The following is a 19,490-nucleotide window of genomic DNA, read 5'->3' as shown; positions in this document are numbered from 1 at the left end:
AGATCTTTGTGGTCGCACCGAACCTGACACGCGAAACCGCAGCGCAACGGTCAGCAATCCTGACCGTCGAGAACTACCTGATCGAACTCGATCTCACCGACGGCAAAGACGCACCCGGCGAGGAGACGTTCTCCTCGAAGACCACCGTCACGTTCACCGCCACGGCCGGAGCAAGCAGCTTCATCGACATCGTCGCGGCCAGAGTCCATTCCGCGGTCCTCAACGGCACCGCGCTCGACGTCTCCGGCTACGACGAGTCGACGGGCATCAGCCTGCCTGATCTCGCTACCGACAACGAGTTGGTCATCGAGGCCGATTGCATCTACTCCCACACCGGCGAGGGACTGCACCGATTCGTCGACCCGACCGATGACTCCGTCTACCTCTATTCACAGTTCGAGACGGCCGACGCCAAGCGCATGTTCGCGTGCTTCGATCAGCCTGATCTCAAGGCCACGTTCGACGTCCGCGTCACCGCTCCCACGTCGTGGAAGGTCATCTCCAACTCCGCGGTCGTCGAGACCCTTGCCGCCGATCCCGGCAAGCACGTTTTCCGGACCACCCCGAAGATGAGCACGTACCTGGTGGCACTCATCGCCGGTCCCTACGCGCAGTGGACCGACAACTACTCCGACGAGCACGGCGACATCCCGCTCGGAATCTTCTGCCGCGCTTCGCTGGCCGAGTTCATGGACGAGGAGCGACTGTTCACCGAGACCAAGCAGGGATTCGACTTCTACCACCGCAACTTCGGTGTTCCCTATGCTTTCGGCAAGTACGACCAGCTCTTCGTCCCCGAATTCAATGCGGGCGCGATGGAGAATGCCGGCGCCGTGACATTCCTCGAGGACTACGTCTTCCGTTCCAAGGTGACCCGCTACTCGTACGAACGTCGTGCCGAAACGGTCCTGCACGAAATGGCGCACATGTGGTTCGGCGACCTCGTCACGATGGCGTGGTGGGACGACCTGTGGCTCAACGAGTCGTTCGCGACCTTCGCTTCGGTCCTGTGCCAGACCGAGGCCACGGAGTACACGAACGCCTGGACGACGTTCGCCAACGTCGAGAAGTCGTGGGCGTACCGCCAGGACCAGTTGCCGTCGACGCACCCGATTGCCGCGGACATTCCGGACCTGGCCGCCGTCGAGGTGAACTTCGACGGCATCACGTACGCGAAGGGCGCCAGCGTCCTCAAGCAGTTGGTGGCATACGTCGGACTCGAGCCGTTCCTCGCCGGACTGCGTGAGTACTTCCGTGAGCACGCATTCGGAAACGCAACCTTCGACGATCTGCTGGGCTCACTCGAAAAGTCCTCGGGCCGTGACCTTTCCGACTGGGGTCGGCAGTGGCTCAAGACCACCGGTTTGAACATCCTGCGCCCCGACTTCGATGTCGACGCAGACGGAAAGTTCACCCGCTTCGCCGTCCTGCAGGACGGTGCTGCACCAGGCGCCGGCGAGCGGCGAATCCACCGGATCGCCATCGGCATCTACGACGACCTCGACGGCAAGTTGGTACGAAGCCATCGCGTCGAACTCGACCTCGATGCCGCGGAAAGCACGGATGTCCCCGAACTTGTCGGCGTCGCCCGCGGTGCACTCGTGTTGGTCAACGACGACGATCTCACCTACGGCTCCGTGCGACTCGATCCCGAATCGTTGGCGACGGCGATCGAGCGGGTCGGCGACATCACCGACTCACTCCCCCGCACCCTGGTCTGGTCGGCGGCGTGGGAAATGACCCGTCAAGCCGAACTGAAGGCACGCGACTTCGTCGCGCTGGTCGAGCGCGGCATCAGTTCGGAGACCGAAGTCGGTGTGGTGCAACGTCTCTTGCTCCAAGCCCAAACCGCCATCGGCTCCTACGCAGATCCGGCCTGGGCCGAGGCCGAAGGCGCGGCGAGCTTCGCCAATCGGTTGCTCGAACTCGCACGTGAGGCAGAGGCCGGGTCCGACCACCAGCTGGCATTCGTCAACGCACTCACCGGCGCAGCACTCTCCCCGTGGCACACCGAGGTACTGCGCGAATTGCTCGACGCCGATCCCTCCACCGTTGGGCTCGACGGCCTGATCGTCGACACGGACCTGCGCTGGCGCATCGTCGGGGCACTCGCGGCCGCCGGTGAGATCGACGCCGAAGGAACCACAACTCCGTTCATCGACGCCGAAGCTCAGCGTGACCCGACCGCTGCGGGCGCTCGTCAAGCCGCGGCGGCCGCGGCCGGACGTCCGCAGGCCGCTGTCAAGGAAGAGGTCTGGGCGAAGGTCGTCGGCGACGACTCCGTGCCCAACATCACCGCGCGATCGATCATCGGCGGGTTCGCTCGCGAAGGCCAGGACGAATTGCTCGAGCCCTTCGTCTCCCGCTACTTCGCCGATATCGCGGCGGTGTGGGAACGACGCTCGAGCGAAGTGGCACAGACCGTCGTCATCGGGCTCTACCCGTCGTGGTCGATCTCGGACGAATCCGTAGCGGCAGCAGACCGGTTCCTCGAAGGCGACATCCCTCCCGCGTTGCGTCGCCTGGTCGTCGAAGGCCAGGCCGGCGTGGTTCGTTCACTCGCAGCACGAAAGTTCGACGCGAGCTGACATGCGAAAGGCCGGTGCCCGCGTCGATTCTCACGAATCGACGCGGGCACCGGCCTGTGTCTGACAAACAGTTACGGCGCTGAAATCGCGGCTGCCATAACGCGGATAGCGCTGATCAGTCCGTCGATCAGATTGCCTTCACTGAAGGATGCAACAGCTGCCGTTGCTCCGAGCTGGGTAACACGATCGGTGACCCGATCGGCGATTGCCCGACCGCTGCGAACCTCGACGGTGCGCTGGTTGGGCGAAACGGCGATCAGGACGGAACGCTCGGCTTCGGGCGTGGTCGGGAACAATGCGTCGGCACCCGCTGCCGGATCAGAACCGAGATCACCGACGTACGCGTTGAACCGCACCTTGGTGGCCCGCGTCGCTTCGGTCATCGCGACGTCGAGCGCGACCAGATCCATGGTCTCGAACGGAAGATCGTCGGTGAACGGCTCGCCGATGCGATGCACACCGGATACGCGTCCACTGGACGTGACGACGCTGCCGACGGGCAGGTCCTCGGGCGCTACTGCGAGCGCGGTCGAATGATCACCACTTGCCACTTGCGGACCCTCCGATCAGATCAGCCGAACCGGCTTCGATTGCGTGTGCACTGCCGTGATGGCCACCGCGAACGGTGACCTCGTCGACAGCACTCCACAGCACGGGAGCGTGATCCCACGACTCACCGAGATGGAACGCCGGCGGAACCGGTCCCGGCGTCTTCTTCCCGAGGAAGGACGCAGCCGCGAAGAACGCGGTGATCAAGGCCGGAATCCCAACGTATATCAGTACTACCTCGAGAATGCTCACACCAGATAACGTAGCCCAGAACGCCAGGAAGGAAAGCGTCAGGGCCACAAATTCTCGGGCAATTTCGTTTCGGTGACGCTAGAACTCAATTCAGGCTGCGCCCACGCCGACACATTGCTCAGGCTGCGCCCACGCCGAGATACGGCATCCACGCCGGATGCAATTCCTTGGTCGCCGCGAGCAGACGCCAGTGAGGTCCGGACGGCGGGACCAATTCCGCACGGAGGGTCCATCCGAGTTCGCTGAGCATCTTGTCTGCCTTGCGGTGATTGCAGGGGGCACAGCACGCGACGCAGTTCTCCCACGAATGCCCGCCACCTCTGCTGCGAGGAACGACGTGGTCGATGGTTTCGGCTTTGGCTCCGCAGTACGCACATCGGAAGTGGTCACGATGCATCAGCGCGGCACGAGTCATGGGGATGCGGGCGCGATATGGAACGCGCACGTAGGTGCGCAATCGAATGACCGAGGGAACCTGCACCGACCAGTCCGCGGAATGGACTACCGGGCCCTGTTCGTCCTCGTGGACGGTATCGGCCTTGCCGCAGGCCATCAGTACGACCGCGCGCCTGGCAGGAAGGGCGGTCAGCGGTTCGTACGTGACGTTGAGCAGTAGCACCCGACGTTTCACCCACTCGGGGACGACGCGATCGGGAGGGAACATCTCGAGGTGAGAATGCTCGTCGGAAAAGAGTGGGTCGGTAGTGTGCGCGAACCCGTCAGGAACAACTTCCAGAACAGCCCCTAACGCGTGGTCGTTCCGCGCGCTAGTGGGCTGGAGTTGTCGGTGATTGCGTGCAGCATGTCGGTTCTTCATACGACCTCCGGGAGACTGCCCCCAAGTTGACCACGGATGATCGCGTTACGCACTCCCATTTCGAACAAAATTGCCAGGACGGCCGGTGAATTTCCGGTGAATGGGTACGCACTCCGACTCGATACAACCGTCGTCGACCCGGAAACCGACCACTACGGCCGTCAGGCACAATGGAACTTGCCATGAATGACGTACAGCACGACGTGCAGCAGACCTTCTACGACGCCGTCGGCGGAGCCGAGACGTTTCACAAGCTCACCGCGCGATTTTACGAAGAGGTCGCGAAGGACGAGGTTGTGCGCCCGCTCTACCCCGAGGCCGATCTCGGCCCGGCCGAGCGGCGGATGCGGATGTTCCTCGAGCAGTACTGGGGCGGACCGCACACGTACTCGGAGGAGCGTGGACACCCGCGTCTGCGGATGCGCCACAATCCATTCGTGATCGGCCCGATCGAGCGTGATGCGTGGCTGCGGTGCATGCACGTCGCCATCGCGTCCATCGACGAGAAGACTCTGAGCCCGGTGCACCGCAAGCAGTTGATCGACTACATGGAGATGGCTGCCGCGTCCATGGTGAACTCCGCTATCTGACCGTCTACCTAGCCTTCGGCCTGACCACGCGCGCGACCCGGCGGACTGCTCGTACCCCGAACGACACCGTGGGATGCAGGGGCGAACTCAAGATTGCATGCTTGCGCACGTACTCTTCGACCTCCCACTCCGACCAACTGCCCGCACGGAAGAGTGCGGCATCGCCGACACTCAGGGTTCGCTCGGCGATTCCGTCGGCCTGAACGGTGACCGACCCTTCGATGATGTGCACGATTTCGTCCGCGTGGAAGTACCAGCGGAAGCGCCCCTTCGTGCAATCCCAGACGTGTGTAGTCGTGGTCCCGTCTTTACTCGCCGACCATTGCGCCGACCGTGCAACCGGTGTGCCGAAGATTATCCAGTCGCGGTTGATGGGATCATCTTCGAGCAGTACATGATCCAAACTGACCGCTTCGATTGCCGACAAAGTCAAGGCCAAGCCCCCTTGGTTGAATTCCCGAATACTTCTCCCCCGGCAGTAACACCAAAGTTGCCACATGGTGTCACCGCGTGAATGCAAAGTACACCAAGGCTAGGTAAAGAGTCACGCTTTTGCCGTGTCCAAGTCGTGAGAGTGCCAGACGTTTGGCACTATGAACTGCTGTGAGCACCCCCGCGGATTCGTCCTCTGTAAGCCGGCCCGAAGCCCCGTGGTGGAACGAGGCGGTCTTCTATCAGATCTATCCGCGTTCTTTTGCCGATTCGGGCAGCGACGGTATCGGCGACCTCGGCGGAGTCGAGGAGAAACTCGGCTACCTCGAACTGCTCGGCATCGATGCAATCTGGTTGAGCCCGGTGATGAAGTCACCGATGGCAGACCACGGCTACGACGTCTCGGATCCTCGCGACATCGATCCCCTGTTCGGCGATCTGGCGACGATGGATTCGCTGATCACGTCGGCCCACGAACGCGGAATCAAGGTCACGATGGACCTGGTCCCGAACCACACGAGTGATCAGCACGAGTGGTTCAAGGCAGCCCTGGCGTCGGCGCCCGATTCGGCGGAGCGATCCCGTTACATCTTCCGAGACGGCAAAGGTGAGAACGGCAACGAACCGCCGAACAACTGGCCGAGCATCTTCGGCGGCCCGGCGTGGACCCGTGTCACCGAAGCCGACGGAACACCCGGCCAGTGGTACCTGCACATCTTCGCCAAGGAACAGCCCGACCTGAACTGGGACAACCCCGAGGTCTTCGACGACCTCGCCAAGACTCTGCGCTTCTGGCTCGAGCGCGGAATCGACGGATTCCGCATCGACGTGGCCCACGGAATGGCCAAGCCCGACGGTTTGCCGGACCACGACTGGGAGCTCAACGAGCTCATGCGCAATTCCGACGACGACCCGCGGTTCAACAACCCGGCAGTTCACGAAATCCACCGCGGCATCCGCAAGGTCATGGACGAGTTCCCGGAGGCGATGACCGTCGGCGAGATCTGGGTGAAGGACAACCAGAAGTTCGGCGAATACATCCGGCCAGACGAACTGCATCTCGGATTCAACTTCCGACTTGCAGAAACCGAATTCTCCGCCGAGTCCGTCCGGGAGGCCGTGGAGAACTCTCTTGCGGCCGTCGCCGAGGTCGGGGGTGTGCCCACGTGGACGCTGTCGAATCACGACGTCGAACGTGAAGTCACGCGCTACGGCGGGGGTGAGATCGGAACCCAACGCGCACGGGCGATGATCCTCGTCGAACTGGCGCTTCCGGGCGCGAGCTTCATCTACAACGGAGCCGAACTCGGCCTGCCGAACGTCGACCTGCCCGACGAGGCACTACAGGACCCGGTCTGGGAACGATCCGGACATGCCGAGCGAGGACGCGACGGCTGCCGAGTGCCCCTTCCGTGGGAAGGAAGCGAACCCCCGTTCGGATTCACCACCGGTGCGAGCACCTGGTTGCCGATGCCACGCGAGTGGTCGACACTCACGGTGGAGGCGCAGATCGAGGACGTCGACTCGATGCTCTCGCTTTATCGCGCCGCCCTCGAACTCCGTAGCGCCAGGCCGGAGTTCTCCGGCGCCGACATCGATTGGTACGGCAGTCCCCCCGGCTGCCTCGCTTTCCGTCGACGCGGTGGTCTGATCTGTGCTCTCAACACCACGGAGGTGCCGATCGCACTGCCGAACGGGCAGCTGCTGTTGAGCAGCGCGCCACTCGTCGACGGTCAACTACCCGTCAACGCTGCGGCGTGGCTGATCTGAGAGAACACCGCACCCGCCACCTGTAACTCCTATCGTGCGACCATCAGCGGTATCGAACCACCGCGGTGACGGTAGATCGAACCGAACCGTGCATCGAGCCGCACCCACGATCTACTCGCCCGCACCCGAACCAGTTCCGAGGAGTCGATCTGCTCGAGATCGATGTCGGCGGTCATCGCCTCGGACCCGGTGTGCGGAACGAATCCCATTGCGGTCAAGGCAAAAATAACTCGCATCGAGATCCCGACCGTGCCGGACGGACCACTGACCTCGAGCACGTCCTGATCGAGCAACGACGCCGGCGGACCGTGACTACTTCCATGCTCCAGTGCCAAGGCGTTGCCCCGCTGCGCCAGTTCGATCAGCACCCGGGCGGGTACGTCGTCCAGGTGCTCGAAGCCGTCCATCGGCGGCAACGCCCCACGCCACGCCGAATCCATGGCGAACCCCGGATCGATCAGCTCACTTGTCGCCTGCTCCACCGCCGAGAGCAACTGATCGCCGGCAGCCGAGGTGTCGTCAGGGTTGATGGTGCCCGCCACGGTTCGCGTAGCGAGAGCGTCGAAACCCGTTGACGCCCAAACGCTCAGGTGAGCATCTCCGCGTCGACGCATCCGGATGACCGTGGACTCGTCCAAACGCAAGGCATGACCGATGAAGCCGGCCAAGTTCTTTCGCTCGGCCTCCTCGGGCACGGTCAGTACACGTTCATGCACGTTGCCAGCTCTCCAAGTACTCGCGCTCGGGCCCGCTGAGGCGACGCAAACGTTGAGTGTCGATATCGAAGGCCGCGATCTGAGTCGACGCCACGATGGACGGCGGGACACTGAGATCCGCACCGCGGGGGCGAACCTCGTACGCGATGGTGAAGTCCACCGCGCGCACCTTTTCCACCCACATGAAGACGTCGAGCGGTGAATCGTCGTGCCGAAGTTGGCCGCGATACCGCACGTGGAGATCGGCAATCACGGCCCCGTCACGCAGGGTGACCGTCGGGCGCGAGTCTTCGAACAACCAAGGAATCCGCGCCTCTTCGAGCAACGTCACCATCCGTGCGTGGTTGATGTGCTGGAAGGCATCCATGTCGGACCACCGAACCACAACTTCGGCGTGGAATCCTTCGCTCAACGTCCTACCTCCGATCGGGTGCCCATGCTGCGCACCATGCTACGAACCTGACGCGCCGCCACCGAGAGCGTCGCGAGGTCAAGCGTCCCAGACTCGAAGATCTCGACGAGAGCTGCCCTCGCCCGGCTCAGACGCGAGGCATTGGTCGACTCCCATTCGTCGATCTTCTCCTGCGGCGACTCCCCCGGTTCGCCGCCGGCCAGAACCTCCATCGTCAGCTGCCGAAGCGAACTGTAGAGGTCGTCTCGCAACGCGAGCCTCGCGAGCGAGTGCCATCGATCGCCGCGCTCGAGTCCCGAGACCGCGCTCAGCAACCAGTCGATTCCCAGATGCGCGTCCAAGGCGTAGTACAGCTCCGCAACTTCGGCGATGTCGTGATCTGCGATGTCGGCGATATCCGCGATGTCGAGCAGGCAGTAGACATCCAGCAGTCGGAACACGTCCAGCGCCAACGCTTCCGGAGCCCCGCGATCGATCACCGATTGAGCCCGCACCAGCAGATCGTCGAGTTGATGGCCCGCAAGCAGCCCCGGGACCAGAGGTGCCGTAGCCCGATACGCCGCCGAGTAACGCGCAACCTCGGCGCCGACGGCGATCGGCTGGGGCCGATTGGCCAGGAACCACCGCGACGCGCGGTCGAGCAAGCGGCACGACTCAACGATCAACTCGTTTTCGATCTCTGCACTGACGCCCGCCGAGCGGATTCGCGACCACACCTCGTCGAGCGCAAACACCTCTCGCACAGCGGCGTAGGCACGGATCGAGTCCGTACTGCTCGCTCCGGTCTCCTCGGCCAAGCGGTAGGCGTACGTGATTCCGCCGTTGTCGATCACTTCGTTCACGAGCATCGTCGCGACGATCTGCCGCCGCAACGGGTGTGCCTTGATCTCCGTTTCGAACCGATCGCGAACAGCGGTCGGGAAGTACTGCGGGATCTGCTGGGCGAAGAAATCGTTGTCCGGCAACTCGGTTGCGAGCAGATCGTCCTTGAGTGAAAGCTTGACGTGCGCCGTCAGCGTCGCCAATTCCGGCGACGTCAGACCCACACCGGCCTCGAGTCGACGCTCGATCTCCTTGTCGGTCGGCAACGCCTCGAGCTTGCGGTCAAGGCCACGTGCCTTGGTCAGATCCGTCAACTGACGGCGGTGAACACCGAGCATCTGAGAAGCGGTCACGCGGGAGATTCCGAGCAGCGCGTTCTGAGCAATGTTGTCCGCCAACACCAGCGCCGCCACGTCGTCGGTCATCGACGCCAGCAACGGATTCCGTTCCTGCGTGGGCAGTAACTGCGAACGCACGAGCGAATCGAGAAGAATCTTGATGTTCACTTCGTGATCGGAGCAGTCGACGCCGGCCGAGTTGTCGATGGCGTCGGTGTTGATGTGACCGCCGCTGGCGCTGAACTCGATTCTTCCCAGAGCAGTGACGCCGAGGTTGCCGCCCTCCCCGATCACCTTGACCCGCAGATCTTGACCGTCGACACGCACGGCGTCGTTGCTCTTGTCGCCAACCTGCGCATTGGTCTCGGTCGACGCTTTGACGTATGTACCGATTCCGCCGTTCCACAGCAGATCCACCGGTGCCGACAGAATCGCCTGCATCAATTCCGGCGGCGAGAGCTTCGTGACCCCCTCGGCCAGACCCAGTGCGATCCGGACGCTTTCGGCGATCGGAACCGACTTGACCGTGCGGTCCCAGACGCCGCCACCTTCACTGATCAGGCTCTTGTCGTAGTCGGCCCATGATGACCGTGGCAACTCGAAAAGTCGTTGACGTTCGACGAACGAGCTCGCTGCATCCGGGTTCGGATCGAGGAAGATGTGTCGATGGTCGAACGCGCCCACCAGACGGATGTGCCGACTGAGGAGCATTCCGTTGCCGAACACGTCTCCGCTCATGTCGCCGACGCCTACCGTCGTGAAATCCTCGGTCTGCGTGTCGACCCCGAGTTCGCGGAAGTGCCGCTTGACGCTTTCCCAGGCGCCGCGAGCGGTGATACCCATGCCCTTGTGGTCGTATCCCACGGAGCCACCGGAGGCAAACGCGTCGCCGAGCCAGAAGTCGTACTTGGCGGCAACCGAATTGGCGAGATCCGAGAACGTCGCCGTGCCCTTGTCCGCGGCGACCACCAGGTAGCGATCCTGATCGTCCTTGCGCACCACTCGATCCGGCGTCACAACTTCGCCGGTAGCCGCGTGCACGTTGTCGGTGATGTCGAGCAATCCGGAGATGAACGTGGTGTAGCAGGCCTTGCCGGTTTCCAGCGTCGCCATTCGATCAACGGCCGGATCACCCGTCGGCAGAGGCGGATTCTTCACGACGAAGCCGCCCTTGGCGCCGACCGGCACGATCACCGCGTTCTTGACGGCCTGAGCCTTCACCAAGCCGAGCACCTCGGTGCGGAAATCCTCGCGCCGGTCGGACCAGCGGAGCCCGCCGCGCGCGACTGCGCCGAATCGCAGGTGGACGCCTTCGACCTCGGGTGAGTACACGTAGATCTCGAAAGCCGGCCGCGGCTTGGGCAACTCGCTGATCCGTGAGGGATCGAGCTTGACCGACAGGTAGTCGCGAGAGCGGCCATCGGCGTCGACGACGTAGAAATTGGTACGCAAGGTCGCCTTCACCAAGGAGAACATTCCACGCAGAATGCGATCGGCATCCAAGCTGAGTACCTCGTCGATGGACGCACGCAACTGCTCGTCCAATTCGGCGACGCGAATGTCGTCCTGCTTCTCGGGGTCGAACATCGCCTCGAACAACTGCACCAATGCAAACGCGGTCTGCGGGTGTGTAAGCGCGATTCCTTCGATGTGGAACTGACTGTACGGAAATGTGGCCTGGCGCAGATACTTTGCGTAAGCACGCAGCACCACGGCTTGCCGCCAGGACATTCCGGCCCGCAGCACCAACTCGTTGAATCGGTCAGCTTCGGCCCGGCCGAACCAGACTGCACCGAATGCAGCCGTGAATCGCTTCTGGACCTCGGTCAGCGGGGCGGTGCTGGTCTCGAGCGGCACCTGCGCATCGAGGTCGATCTCGACCGACGCCCGAAGATCCGCCGGTACCGACAATCCGAAATCGTAGATCCAGCACTGAACGCCGTCGAGTCGCTGCACGACGTGCGGCCGCTCGTCGAGAACTTCGACGCCGAGTGACTGCAGCACCGGTAGCACCTGGCTCAACGAGATACCGTCGCCGCCGACGAAGAGCGTGAAGCGCCAGGCACCGGGCGCGGAGTCCACAGCACGATAGAGCAGTACGTCGATCGCGCCTGGCGCCAACGCCTCGAGTCGGGCGATGTCGGCCAACGCGCGTGACGGTTCGAAGTCCTCCTTGTATCCATCGGGAAGCACCCGCGAATACCGCTGCACCAGTTCCGGATCCACACCCGGACTTTCACGAACAAGGTCGTTGATGCGGTCGTCCCAGCTACGACTGACTTCGGTCAACAGAGCCTGAACTCGCTCGCGGTTGGCCTCGGAGACATCCAGATGAACCGGCTCACTGTCCGGATCGCGCCGGATCGTCACGTGCAACAGCGCAAGATCGTTCTCGGTAACCCGGGCGGTGTAATCGACTGTGCCTGGTCCGAATTCGCGCCACAGCAGGTTTTGCATCGCCAGTCGCACTCGCGTCGTGTACCGGTCGCGGGGTAGGTACACCAAGCAGGACACGAAGCGTCCGAACGTGTCCTCGCGGACAAAGAGTCGCACCTGTCGACGCAGCCCGATGCTGTGCACGGCGTGGACGGTCTCGAACAAGGTCTCGGCGTCGCTCGAGAACAACTCGGTGCGTGGGAACGACTGGATGACCTCGAGCATCGCCTGACCGGAGTACGAATGCAGGTCGACACCGGCACGCGCGATGACTTCGCGAACGCGGCGCTCGATCAGAGGAATCGCGAGGACGTTCTCGTGGAGTGCGACCACGGTGAACACACCCAGGAATCTGTGCTCCCCCACGATGTTTCCCTCGTCGTCGAGGATCGAGACACCCACGAAGTACGGGTAGACAGCGCGGTGCACCGTGGCGGGGAACGATCCCTGCGTCAGGACCAGAAGCGGTCGATCCGGGAGATCTGCGACGGGAGGCAAACTCATCGGGCCTTCGGTGACCGCGTCGGAGCGCAGCACGCCGAGCCCGCTGCCGGCGACCGTGCGTGAACCGTCCTTCGTACCCTCGAATCGCCGGTATCCGAGCACGGCATAGTTTCCGTCCGCCATCCACCGCAGCAGCCGAGCGGTATCGGAGAATTCTTCGGGGGTGATCCTCCCGGAGGCAGTTTCTGCAGCACTCTCCAACTCGTCGGCAACGCGAAGTTGCAATGCCTTCATGTCCGGGGTGTCACCAACCACCTGGCGGACGTCCGCGAGCACCTTGCCGAGGTGTGCTTCGATCGCGTCGAGAGCGGAATCCTCGACTTCGGAGTCCAACTGGACGTGCATCCAGGATTCTTGGATACCGCTGTCGCCCAAGGACATCAGATTGCCCGAGTCATCGCGTTCAACCGTCAGGATCGGATGGGCGAATTGACTGATTCCCACACCTTGTCGGTTGAGCATCGCGGTAACGGACTCGACGAGCAACGACATGTCGTCGGTGACGATCTGGACGGCAGCGCCGAGACCCTCGGATCCTGACGGGCGGTACACACGCCATACGGCCGTGCCCGGGGTCCGCTGCCTCCCGAGCGCAAGATGCGCGAGCAGGACTCGATCCGATCGACCGTTGATGACGTCGTCGCTGTCACCCTCGTCGATATGCGTGAAAAAGGCCTCGCGAAGACGCGTCAACAACGTCGCTTCGTCGAGGCCTGTGCCCTGCTGCCGTACACGGTCTGTCATTCCTGGCTCACATCCTTGTGGGTTCTGATCGCCGCGACCAATCTCTGACTCGAGACTAGCCGCGGCAACCAGTACCTAGGGTGAACTGAGAAACGAAATCTACGATGTCGTCATCTGAACAAGCGATGCTTCGAGCACCGCGCGTTCGCTGTCCGCCAGCGGTCTGGACTTTTCGGACACCGTGTCGAATCCGACCATCAACGCGTCGCCGAAAGCGCATTCGACACCCGCGTTGTCACGGATGACGTGCCGAACCGTGAACGAGGAAGTCCCGACGTGAGTCGTGAAGATCTCCACATTCAAGGGACCGGACCGATCGGTGACCGGCTTGAGGAACTCGACGGTCATCTTTCGAACCACGAGGTATCCCGGCCGGCCGCCGAGCGGCGCCAGTTTCGCTTCCAGGAACTGGATGCGCGCTTCCTGCATGTACTCGACGTAACGCGTGTTGTTGACGTGACCCAACCGGTCGGAATCGCCCCACCGGACCTGGATCTGCGCTGTGTATACGTCGGACACCGGATCAGTCCCTGGTGAGCTTGCGGTGAGTCACGCGGTGCGGGCGTGCGGCGTCGGGGCCGAGTCGCTCGACCTTGTTCGCCTCGTAGCCCTCGAAGTTGCCCTCGTACCAGTACCAAGCTGCCTCGTTGTCGCCGAAGCCACCTTCCCACGCGAGGATGTGGGTACAGGTCCGGTCCAGGAACCAGCGATCGTGCGAGATCACGACGGCGCAGCCGGGGAACTCTTCGAGAGCGTTCTCCAGCGAGCCGAGGGTTTCGACGTCGAGGTCGTTGGTGGGCTCATCGAGCAGGATCAGGTTGCCGCCCTGCTTGAGCGTCATCGCCAGGTTCAGGCGGTTGCGCTCACCACCGGAGAGGACGCCGGCCGGCTTCTGCTGATCGTGGCCCTTGAAACCGAACGAGCTGATGTACGCGCGCGAGGGGAACTCGGTCTGGCCGACGACGATGAAATCGAGCCCGTCGGACACGGTCTCCCAGACCGTCTTCTTGGGGTCGATTCCGGAACGGTTCTGGTCGACGTAGCTCAGCTTGACCGTCTGACCGATCTTGACCTCACCGGCGTCAGGCTCCTCGAGACCGACGATGGTCTTGAACAGCGTCGTCTTACCGACGCCGTTGGGGCCGATGACGCCGACAATTCCGTTGCGCGGCAACGTGAACGAGAGATCCTTGATCAGAACGCGACCGTCGAAGCCCTTGTCGAGGTTCGAGACCTCCACGACCACGTCACCCAGGCGCGGCGGTGCCGGGATCTGGATCTCGTCGAAGTCGAGCTTGCGCGTCTTCTCTGCTTCGTTCGCCATTTCCTCGTAGCGATCGAGACGAGCCTTGTTCTTGGCCTGGCGGGCCTTGGCGCCGGAACGAACCCATGCGAGCTCGTCCTTGAGGCGCTTCTGCAGCTTCTGATCCTTCTTGCCGGCAACTTCGAGGCGTGCAGCCTTCTGCTCCAGGTAGGTGGAGTAGTTGCCCTCGTACGGGTACAGGCGTCCGCGGTCGACTTCACAGATCCACTGCGCGACGTGATCGAGGAAGTAACGATCGTGAGTCACGGCGAGGATTGCGCCGGGGTAAGCAGCGAGGTGCTGCTCGAGCCACAGGACAGATTCGGCGTCGAGGTGGTTGGTGGGCTCATCGAGGAGCAGGAGGTCGGGCTTGCTCAGCAGCAGCTTGCAGAGCGCAACGCGTCGCTTCTCACCACCGGAGAGGTGGGTGACCATCTCTTCCGGCGGGGGGCAGCGCAGGGCGTCCATAGCCTGCTCGAGCTGCGAGTCGATCTCCCACGCATCTGCGTGATCGAGCTTCTCCTGCAGCTCGCCCATCTCTTCCATGAGCTCGTCGGAGTAATCCGTAGCCATCAGCTCGGCGATCTCGTTGTACCGCTTGAGCTGGACCATCGTCTCTCCGAGACCGTCCTCGACGTTCTCGCGAACAGTCTTGGTCTCGTCGAGCTCCGGCTCCTGCATGAGGATGCCGACGGTCGCGCCCGGGGCCAGGAATGCCTCGCCGTTGCCCGGCTGGTCCAGTCCGGCCATGATCTTGAGGATGCTGGATTTACCAGCGCCGTTCGGTCCGACGACACCGATCTTCGCGCCGGGGTAAAAGCTCATCGTGACGTCATCGAGGATGATCTTGTCACCGTGCGCCTTGCGCACCTTCTTCATCGTGTAAATGAACTCAGCCATGACCGCCAGCCTATCGGTGTTTGCCCTATAACCCACATTGCGCGTTGGCCGTCACTCCGATGCGGGTTCTGCGGACAGTCCGAGGTCATCGACCAGATTCACCGACATGCTCATCGACCCCCACGAAAACCGCGATGGGGACACCTCCGGGTGTCCCCAGGACGGCTCAGATCATTGCCCTGTGGATGCCCTTCGGCTCGCCACCGAGCTGCGAGAGCGTCGACGCATGGAAAATGGAACCGGGTACATGGATCGCATGTGCCAAACCGGCATGAGCATCACGCCAGAACCGCTGCATCGGCGTGTTCAACTGCAAAGCCCCACCACCGGAACGAGCAAAGATCTCGTCCACCGCCCGCACCGCCCGCCACGCCGCAGCAGTCTGCGTACGCCGACCGATCGCACGAAGCTCGAACGAAACTTCCTGCCCCTTCTCCGTCATGTCCCAGAAACGATCCACCGTCTCCAAGATCGCAGCCCGAGAAGCAGCGATCTCGGCCGCCGCCTCACCGATCGCGAACAGCACGTACGGATCTTCCTTGATCGGAACACCACTGACCGTCACACGCTCACGCTGCGCCGCCATGTTGCACGCCAACGCACCCTCGGCGATACCGATCAACGACGAAGTGATCCCCAACGGGAAAATGCACGAGAACGGGAACTTGTACAACGTCTCCGTACGACCCGCTTCCTTCCACGCCGTCCCGTCGAAAACCTTTCCCGCATCAAGAGTCCGATACGTCGGCAAGAACGCATCCTTGACGATCAGATCCTTCGACCCCGTACCGCGCAGACCCACGACATTCCAGCTGTCCTGGTCGATGTCGTAATCCGAACGCGGCAACAACACGTGCAGAATCTTCGGCGGCATCAACGGCTTACCGGACTCGTCACCGACCATCGCACCGATCATGATCCAGTCACAATGATCGGTACCCGAGGAGAACGACCAACGACCGTTGAGGATGTACCCACCCTCGACCGGCCTCGCCACACCCATCGGCGCATACGGCGACGCCATCCACGTATCAGGATCGGTTCCCCACACCTCTTCCTGAGCCTTGCGGTCAAAGAACGCAAGCTCCCACGGATGCACACCGACGATGCCGCTGACCCAGCCCGTGGCACCGTCCATCGCGCCGATAGCCATTGCCGTCTCGGCGAATTCACGCGGATGCGCCTCGAGGCCTCCGAACTCCTTCGGCTGCAACATCCGGATGACGCCGGAGTCGCGCAAACGCTTCGCGCTGCCGTCCGTCAAGCGCATCAGCTTGTCGCCCTCGACCCCGTCGGCGCGGATCTCGTCGGCGAACTGTGAGATGTTGTCCAGAACCTGACCCATGATCTTTCCGCCTCCACTGATAGTCGATCAACGACCATTAAAGTAGAACACGTTCTAGAAACTTGCGGAAGTGAAATGGCCGACATTTCTTACACTCACACGGTCTGCAGTTCCGACGGGAGTTCGACGGCGTCGCTACCCGAGGCCGCAAGCAACTGTGCGTATCGCCCACCTTGTTGCACAAGTTCGTCGTGGGTGCCCTTTTCCACAACCACGCCCTGGTCGAGGACCGCGATGAGATCCGCATCTCGAACCGTGGAAAGCCTGTGCGCCACAACAAGAGTGGTGCGTCCGACCATCAGCTCGTCGAGCGCGTCCTGCAACGCACGTTCAGTGCGATTGTCCAAGGCGCTCGTCGCCTCGTCGAGGACGAGGATCGGCGGATTCCGCAGGACTGTGCGCGCGATCGCTATGCGCTGTTTCTCACCGCCGGAGAATCGGTAGCCGCGCTCGCCGACCATGGTGTCGTACCCGTCGTCGAGACCGGAAATGAACTCGTGGATCTGCGCGATGCGCGCTGCCTGCTCGATCTCGGCGTCCGTGGCGTCGGGTTTCGCGAACCGAAGATTCTCACGAATAGTCGTGTGGAAGAGATACGTCTCCTGCGACACCACACCTACCAGGTCGGAGACCGTCGCCAGATCGAGGTCCCGCAGGTCGACGTCGTCGATTCTCACCGATCCCGCAGTCGGGTCGTACAGACGTGCGGCCAAGTATCCGAGAGTGGTCTTGCCCGAACCCGTGGAGCCGACAAGCGCCAAGGTTCCGCCGGCCGGGACCGTGAGGTCGATGTTGTCGAGGGTCTTGCTGTCGGTTCCTGGATACGAGAAGTCGACGTGGTCGAACCGAAGTTCGCCGGACATCTTGGTGCGGTCGAAGCTCTTCGACTCTTCCGGATCCGCGATGTCGATCGGCAGATCCAGGTACTCGAACACGCGACTGAACAGTGCCATCGAGCTCTGCACCTCGACGCCCGTGTTGAGCAGCATCATGGTGGGGCGGAACAATTGTGTTTGCAGCGTGGTGAATGCGACGAGGGTGCCGACGGTGATGGTGTTGCCGTGATCGAGAGTGAATCCGGCAAACCAGTAGACCAGTGCAGGCATGGCTGCGAAGGTGATCGACATGGTCGCCATGCGCCACTTGCCGGCCATCATGGCCCGGAGTTCGACGTCTGCGACTTCCGCTGAACGCTCGGTGAATCGATCCGTCAGAGCCGACTTCGCGCCGGTCGTCTTGCCGAGGAGAATGCCACTGACGGAGAGAGATTCCTCCACCTGGACCGACAGATCACTGAGTAGCTTCTGCCGCGTACCCGAGATCTTGCGGCGCTCGTCACCGATCTTGCGTGCGATACGGATGAACACCGGCAAGATCGCCAGCGAGAAGATGGCAAGCCGCCAATCCAGAAGGAACAGAGCAACAATGGTGGCTGCCACGGTCGTTGCATTCTGCGCGATGGACGTTGCCGTGTTGGTGACCACCGACTGCATACCGCCGATGTCGTTGGCAATACGCGACTGAACTTCTCCGGTTCGGGTTCGAGCGAAGAATCCGAGCGACTGATTCTGCAGATGCGAGTAGACCCGCACGCGCAGTTGGTGCATCAGTTTCTGGCCGATGCTGTTGGACATCCAGGTCTGCGCCACGCCGAGACAGCTCGTGATCACGGCAATGGCGATCATGCCGATGGCCAGAACGCTCACGAGTCCGAGGTTCTTGTCCGGGATCGCCTTGTCGAGCATTTCGCGTAGGAGCAGCGGGCTGCCCAGCGCCACGATCGCGCTGAGTGTGATGACCGCGGTGACGATGGCGATCTGAGTTCGATACGGCGCAAACAGTCCGAGTACGCGTTTTGCCGGTACGGATTCCGCCGGAGTGATCTCGACAGCGGATCGTTCGATGTTTCGCATGTGATCTGGTTTCACGTTCTACCTCCTGGAGGCTTTCTCACCCTAGTTTCATATTGATGAGGTTACCTCACTATGAGGCTGACACCAACAACGCTAGACTGACGCCATGCATTCCCGAGAGCGCGAACTCACCGACGTCGTGATGTCCGTGGCACGGCTCATCCGCCGACGTCAGGTGGCAGCGCTGGAACCATTCGGTCTCTCGCCGTCGCAAAGCCGAGCGCTGCGAGTACTGACCCGAGTGGGCGAGCCGGTTCGACTCGGGTTTCTTGCCGAGCGATTGCGCATCGTTCCGCGGTCGGCGACCGACGTCGTGGATTCCCTCGAAGAGGCCGGATGGGTGCGCCGCACTCCCGATCCGAACGATCGGCGAGCCGTGTTACTCGAGCTCACCGACGCCGGCGCTACCCTCGCTGCCGACGTCGCAAAAGCTCAACGACGCGAATCTTCGGATGTGTTCGACGACCTCGACGAATCGGAGCGAGCAACTCTCACCGAACTTCTCGAGCGAGTGGACGCGGGGCACGACTCGCGGCCCCGCGACTGCCCGAAACCTTCGGTGTGAGTCCTCACGCAGCGACGGTGTCGATTGCGTCCTCGACATTCTCCGCCGACGTCGGCTTGCTCTGACGCTCGATCTTCGAGATGCAACGAGCAAGGTCCGCGCCTACCGCAGTCGCCCGTAGCTCGAGATCGGAACGAGGCACACCCTCTTTGGTCGTGTACTCGTTGGTGCGCAACTCCCCCGCCACCATGACCGGATCACCCTTCATGATGGATGCGCCGACGCCGGTGACCAACCGCCGCCAGCAGCTGACCGTGAGATAGAGGGTCGCTCCGTCCGTCCACTCTCCGGTCACCGCGTCTTTGCGACGCGTGTTGCTCGCCATCCGAAAGCTCAGCACCTCTTCGCCATTGGTGGTCTGCCGCTTCACCGGATTGGTGATGACGGTTCCGACAACCGTTGCATGCGTTTCGTACATGTCCGATCCCCCTTCGAACTCCAGAACCCGCCAACTGCCGCGGGGCCGATCACTGCGTCGGCAGTTTCGATTGTGG

At 62.5% G+C, this 19,490-nt stretch carries 16 protein-coding genes; 4 read left to right on the top strand and 12 right to left on the bottom strand.

What is annotated here, in order from left to right; genetic code table 11:
- The first annotated feature begins 8 nt into the window (after window positions 1-8).
- The gene (gene pepN, locus ATN37_RS18675; RefSeq protein ID WP_218695488.1) at window positions 9-2,588 is read left to right on the top strand and encodes an aminopeptidase N; all 2,580 of its coding nucleotides are present in this window, start codon (window positions 9-11) and stop codon (window positions 2,586-2,588) included.
- A gap of 71 nt (window positions 2,589-2,659) precedes the next feature.
- On the opposite strand, the gene ATN37_RS18670 is transcribed toward pepN, so the two are convergent.
- The 3 genes from ATN37_RS18670 to ATN37_RS18660 form a co-directional block, all read right to left on the bottom strand.
- Window positions 2,660-3,139 (bottom strand): DUF5130 domain-containing protein, encoded by a 480-nt coding sequence (locus ATN37_RS18670; RefSeq protein WP_003944512.1) that lies wholly within the window; start codon window positions 3,137-3,139, stop codon window positions 2,660-2,662.
- On the bottom strand, window positions 3,126-3,389 hold the full coding sequence (locus ATN37_RS18665; RefSeq protein WP_007730943.1) for a hypothetical protein: 264 nt from the start codon (window positions 3,387-3,389) through the stop codon (window positions 3,126-3,128). The genes ATN37_RS18670 and ATN37_RS18665 overlap by 14 nt, the downstream gene beginning before the upstream one ends.
- 118 nt (window positions 3,390-3,507) lie before the next feature.
- Window positions 3,508-4,206 (bottom strand): HNH endonuclease, encoded by a 699-nt coding sequence (locus ATN37_RS18660; protein ID WP_172403517.1) that lies wholly within the window; start codon window positions 4,204-4,206, stop codon window positions 3,508-3,510.
- 182 nt (window positions 4,207-4,388) lie between these two features.
- Here ATN37_RS18660 and ATN37_RS18655 point away from each other — a divergent pair, with 182 nt between their 5' ends.
- The gene (locus ATN37_RS18655; RefSeq protein WP_003944464.1) at window positions 4,389-4,796 is read left to right on the top strand and encodes a globin; all 408 of its coding nucleotides are present in this window, start codon (window positions 4,389-4,391) and stop codon (window positions 4,794-4,796) included.
- Between the two features lie 4 nt (window positions 4,797-4,800).
- Here the strand turns inward: ATN37_RS18655 and ATN37_RS18650 are convergent, their stop codons facing one another.
- Entirely contained in the window at window positions 4,801-5,229 is a 429-nt protein-coding gene (locus ATN37_RS18650; RefSeq protein WP_223304541.1) for a cupin domain-containing protein, read from the bottom strand.
- A 170-nt stretch (window positions 5,230-5,399) separates the two neighbouring features.
- Here ATN37_RS18650 and ATN37_RS18645 point away from each other — a divergent pair, with 170 nt between their 5' ends.
- Window positions 5,400-6,998: a glycoside hydrolase family 13 protein gene (locus ATN37_RS18645; protein ID WP_075833675.1), complete on the top strand. Its 1,599-nt coding sequence runs from the start codon at window positions 5,400-5,402 to the stop codon at window positions 6,996-6,998.
- A gap of 29 nt (window positions 6,999-7,027) precedes the next feature.
- On the opposite strand, the gene ATN37_RS18640 is transcribed toward ATN37_RS18645, so the two are convergent.
- The 7 genes from ATN37_RS18640 to ATN37_RS18610 form a co-directional block, all read right to left on the bottom strand.
- Entirely contained in the window at window positions 7,028-7,714 is a 687-nt protein-coding gene (locus tag ATN37_RS18640) for a hypothetical protein (RefSeq protein ID WP_204855909.1), read from the bottom strand.
- A complete protein-coding gene (locus ATN37_RS18635; protein ID WP_003944573.1) occupies window positions 7,707-8,126 on the bottom strand; it encodes a thioesterase family protein in 420 nt (139 codons plus the stop codon). Before ATN37_RS18635 ends, ATN37_RS18640 begins: the two co-directional genes overlap by 8 nt.
- Window positions 8,123-12,970: an NAD-glutamate dehydrogenase gene (locus ATN37_RS18630; protein ID WP_162113789.1), complete on the bottom strand. Its 4,848-nt coding sequence runs from the start codon at window positions 12,968-12,970 to the stop codon at window positions 8,123-8,125. Before ATN37_RS18630 ends, ATN37_RS18635 begins: the two co-directional genes overlap by 4 nt.
- A 99-nt stretch (window positions 12,971-13,069) precedes the next feature.
- Window positions 13,070-13,489 carry a thioesterase family protein gene (locus ATN37_RS18625; RefSeq protein WP_003944475.1) on the bottom strand — a complete coding sequence of 140 codons (420 nt, stop codon included), beginning with the start codon at window positions 13,487-13,489 and terminating at the stop codon, window positions 13,070-13,072.
- 4 nt (window positions 13,490-13,493) lie between these two features.
- The gene (gene ettA / locus ATN37_RS18620; RefSeq protein WP_218695487.1) at window positions 13,494-15,173 is read right to left on the bottom strand and encodes an energy-dependent translational throttle protein EttA; all 1,680 of its coding nucleotides are present in this window, start codon (window positions 15,171-15,173) and stop codon (window positions 13,494-13,496) included.
- A 166-nt stretch (window positions 15,174-15,339) separates the two neighbouring features.
- Window positions 15,340-16,518 carry an acyl-CoA dehydrogenase family protein gene (locus ATN37_RS18615; RefSeq protein WP_021344738.1) on the bottom strand — a complete coding sequence of 393 codons (1,179 nt, stop codon included), beginning with the start codon at window positions 16,516-16,518 and terminating at the stop codon, window positions 15,340-15,342.
- A 95-nt stretch (window positions 16,519-16,613) separates the two neighbouring features.
- On the bottom strand, window positions 16,614-18,431 hold the full coding sequence (locus ATN37_RS18610; RefSeq protein WP_218695501.1) for an ABC transporter ATP-binding protein: 1,818 nt from the start codon (window positions 18,429-18,431) through the stop codon (window positions 16,614-16,616).
- 106 nt (window positions 18,432-18,537) lie between these two features.
- On the opposite strand from ATN37_RS18610, the gene ATN37_RS18605 reads away from it, so the two are divergent.
- Window positions 18,538-18,996 carry a MarR family winged helix-turn-helix transcriptional regulator gene (locus ATN37_RS18605; RefSeq protein ID WP_003945320.1) on the top strand — a complete coding sequence of 153 codons (459 nt, stop codon included), beginning with the start codon at window positions 18,538-18,540 and terminating at the stop codon, window positions 18,994-18,996.
- Between the two features lie 4 nt (window positions 18,997-19,000).
- Here ATN37_RS18605 and ssb read toward each other — a convergent pair whose 3' ends face one another.
- Window positions 19,001-19,414 carry a single-stranded DNA-binding protein gene (ssb, locus tag ATN37_RS18600; protein WP_030537584.1) on the bottom strand — a complete coding sequence of 138 codons (414 nt, stop codon included), beginning with the start codon at window positions 19,412-19,414 and terminating at the stop codon, window positions 19,001-19,003.
- Between the last annotated feature and the right edge of the window lie 76 nt (window positions 19,415-19,490).

The organism is Rhodococcus sp. MH15 (genome assembly GCF_019266045.1).
Lineage (GTDB): Bacteria > Actinomycetota > Actinomycetes > Mycobacteriales > Mycobacteriaceae > Rhodococcus_F > Rhodococcus_F qingshengii.
This window is presented reverse-complemented; position numbering and strand designations above follow the sequence as displayed.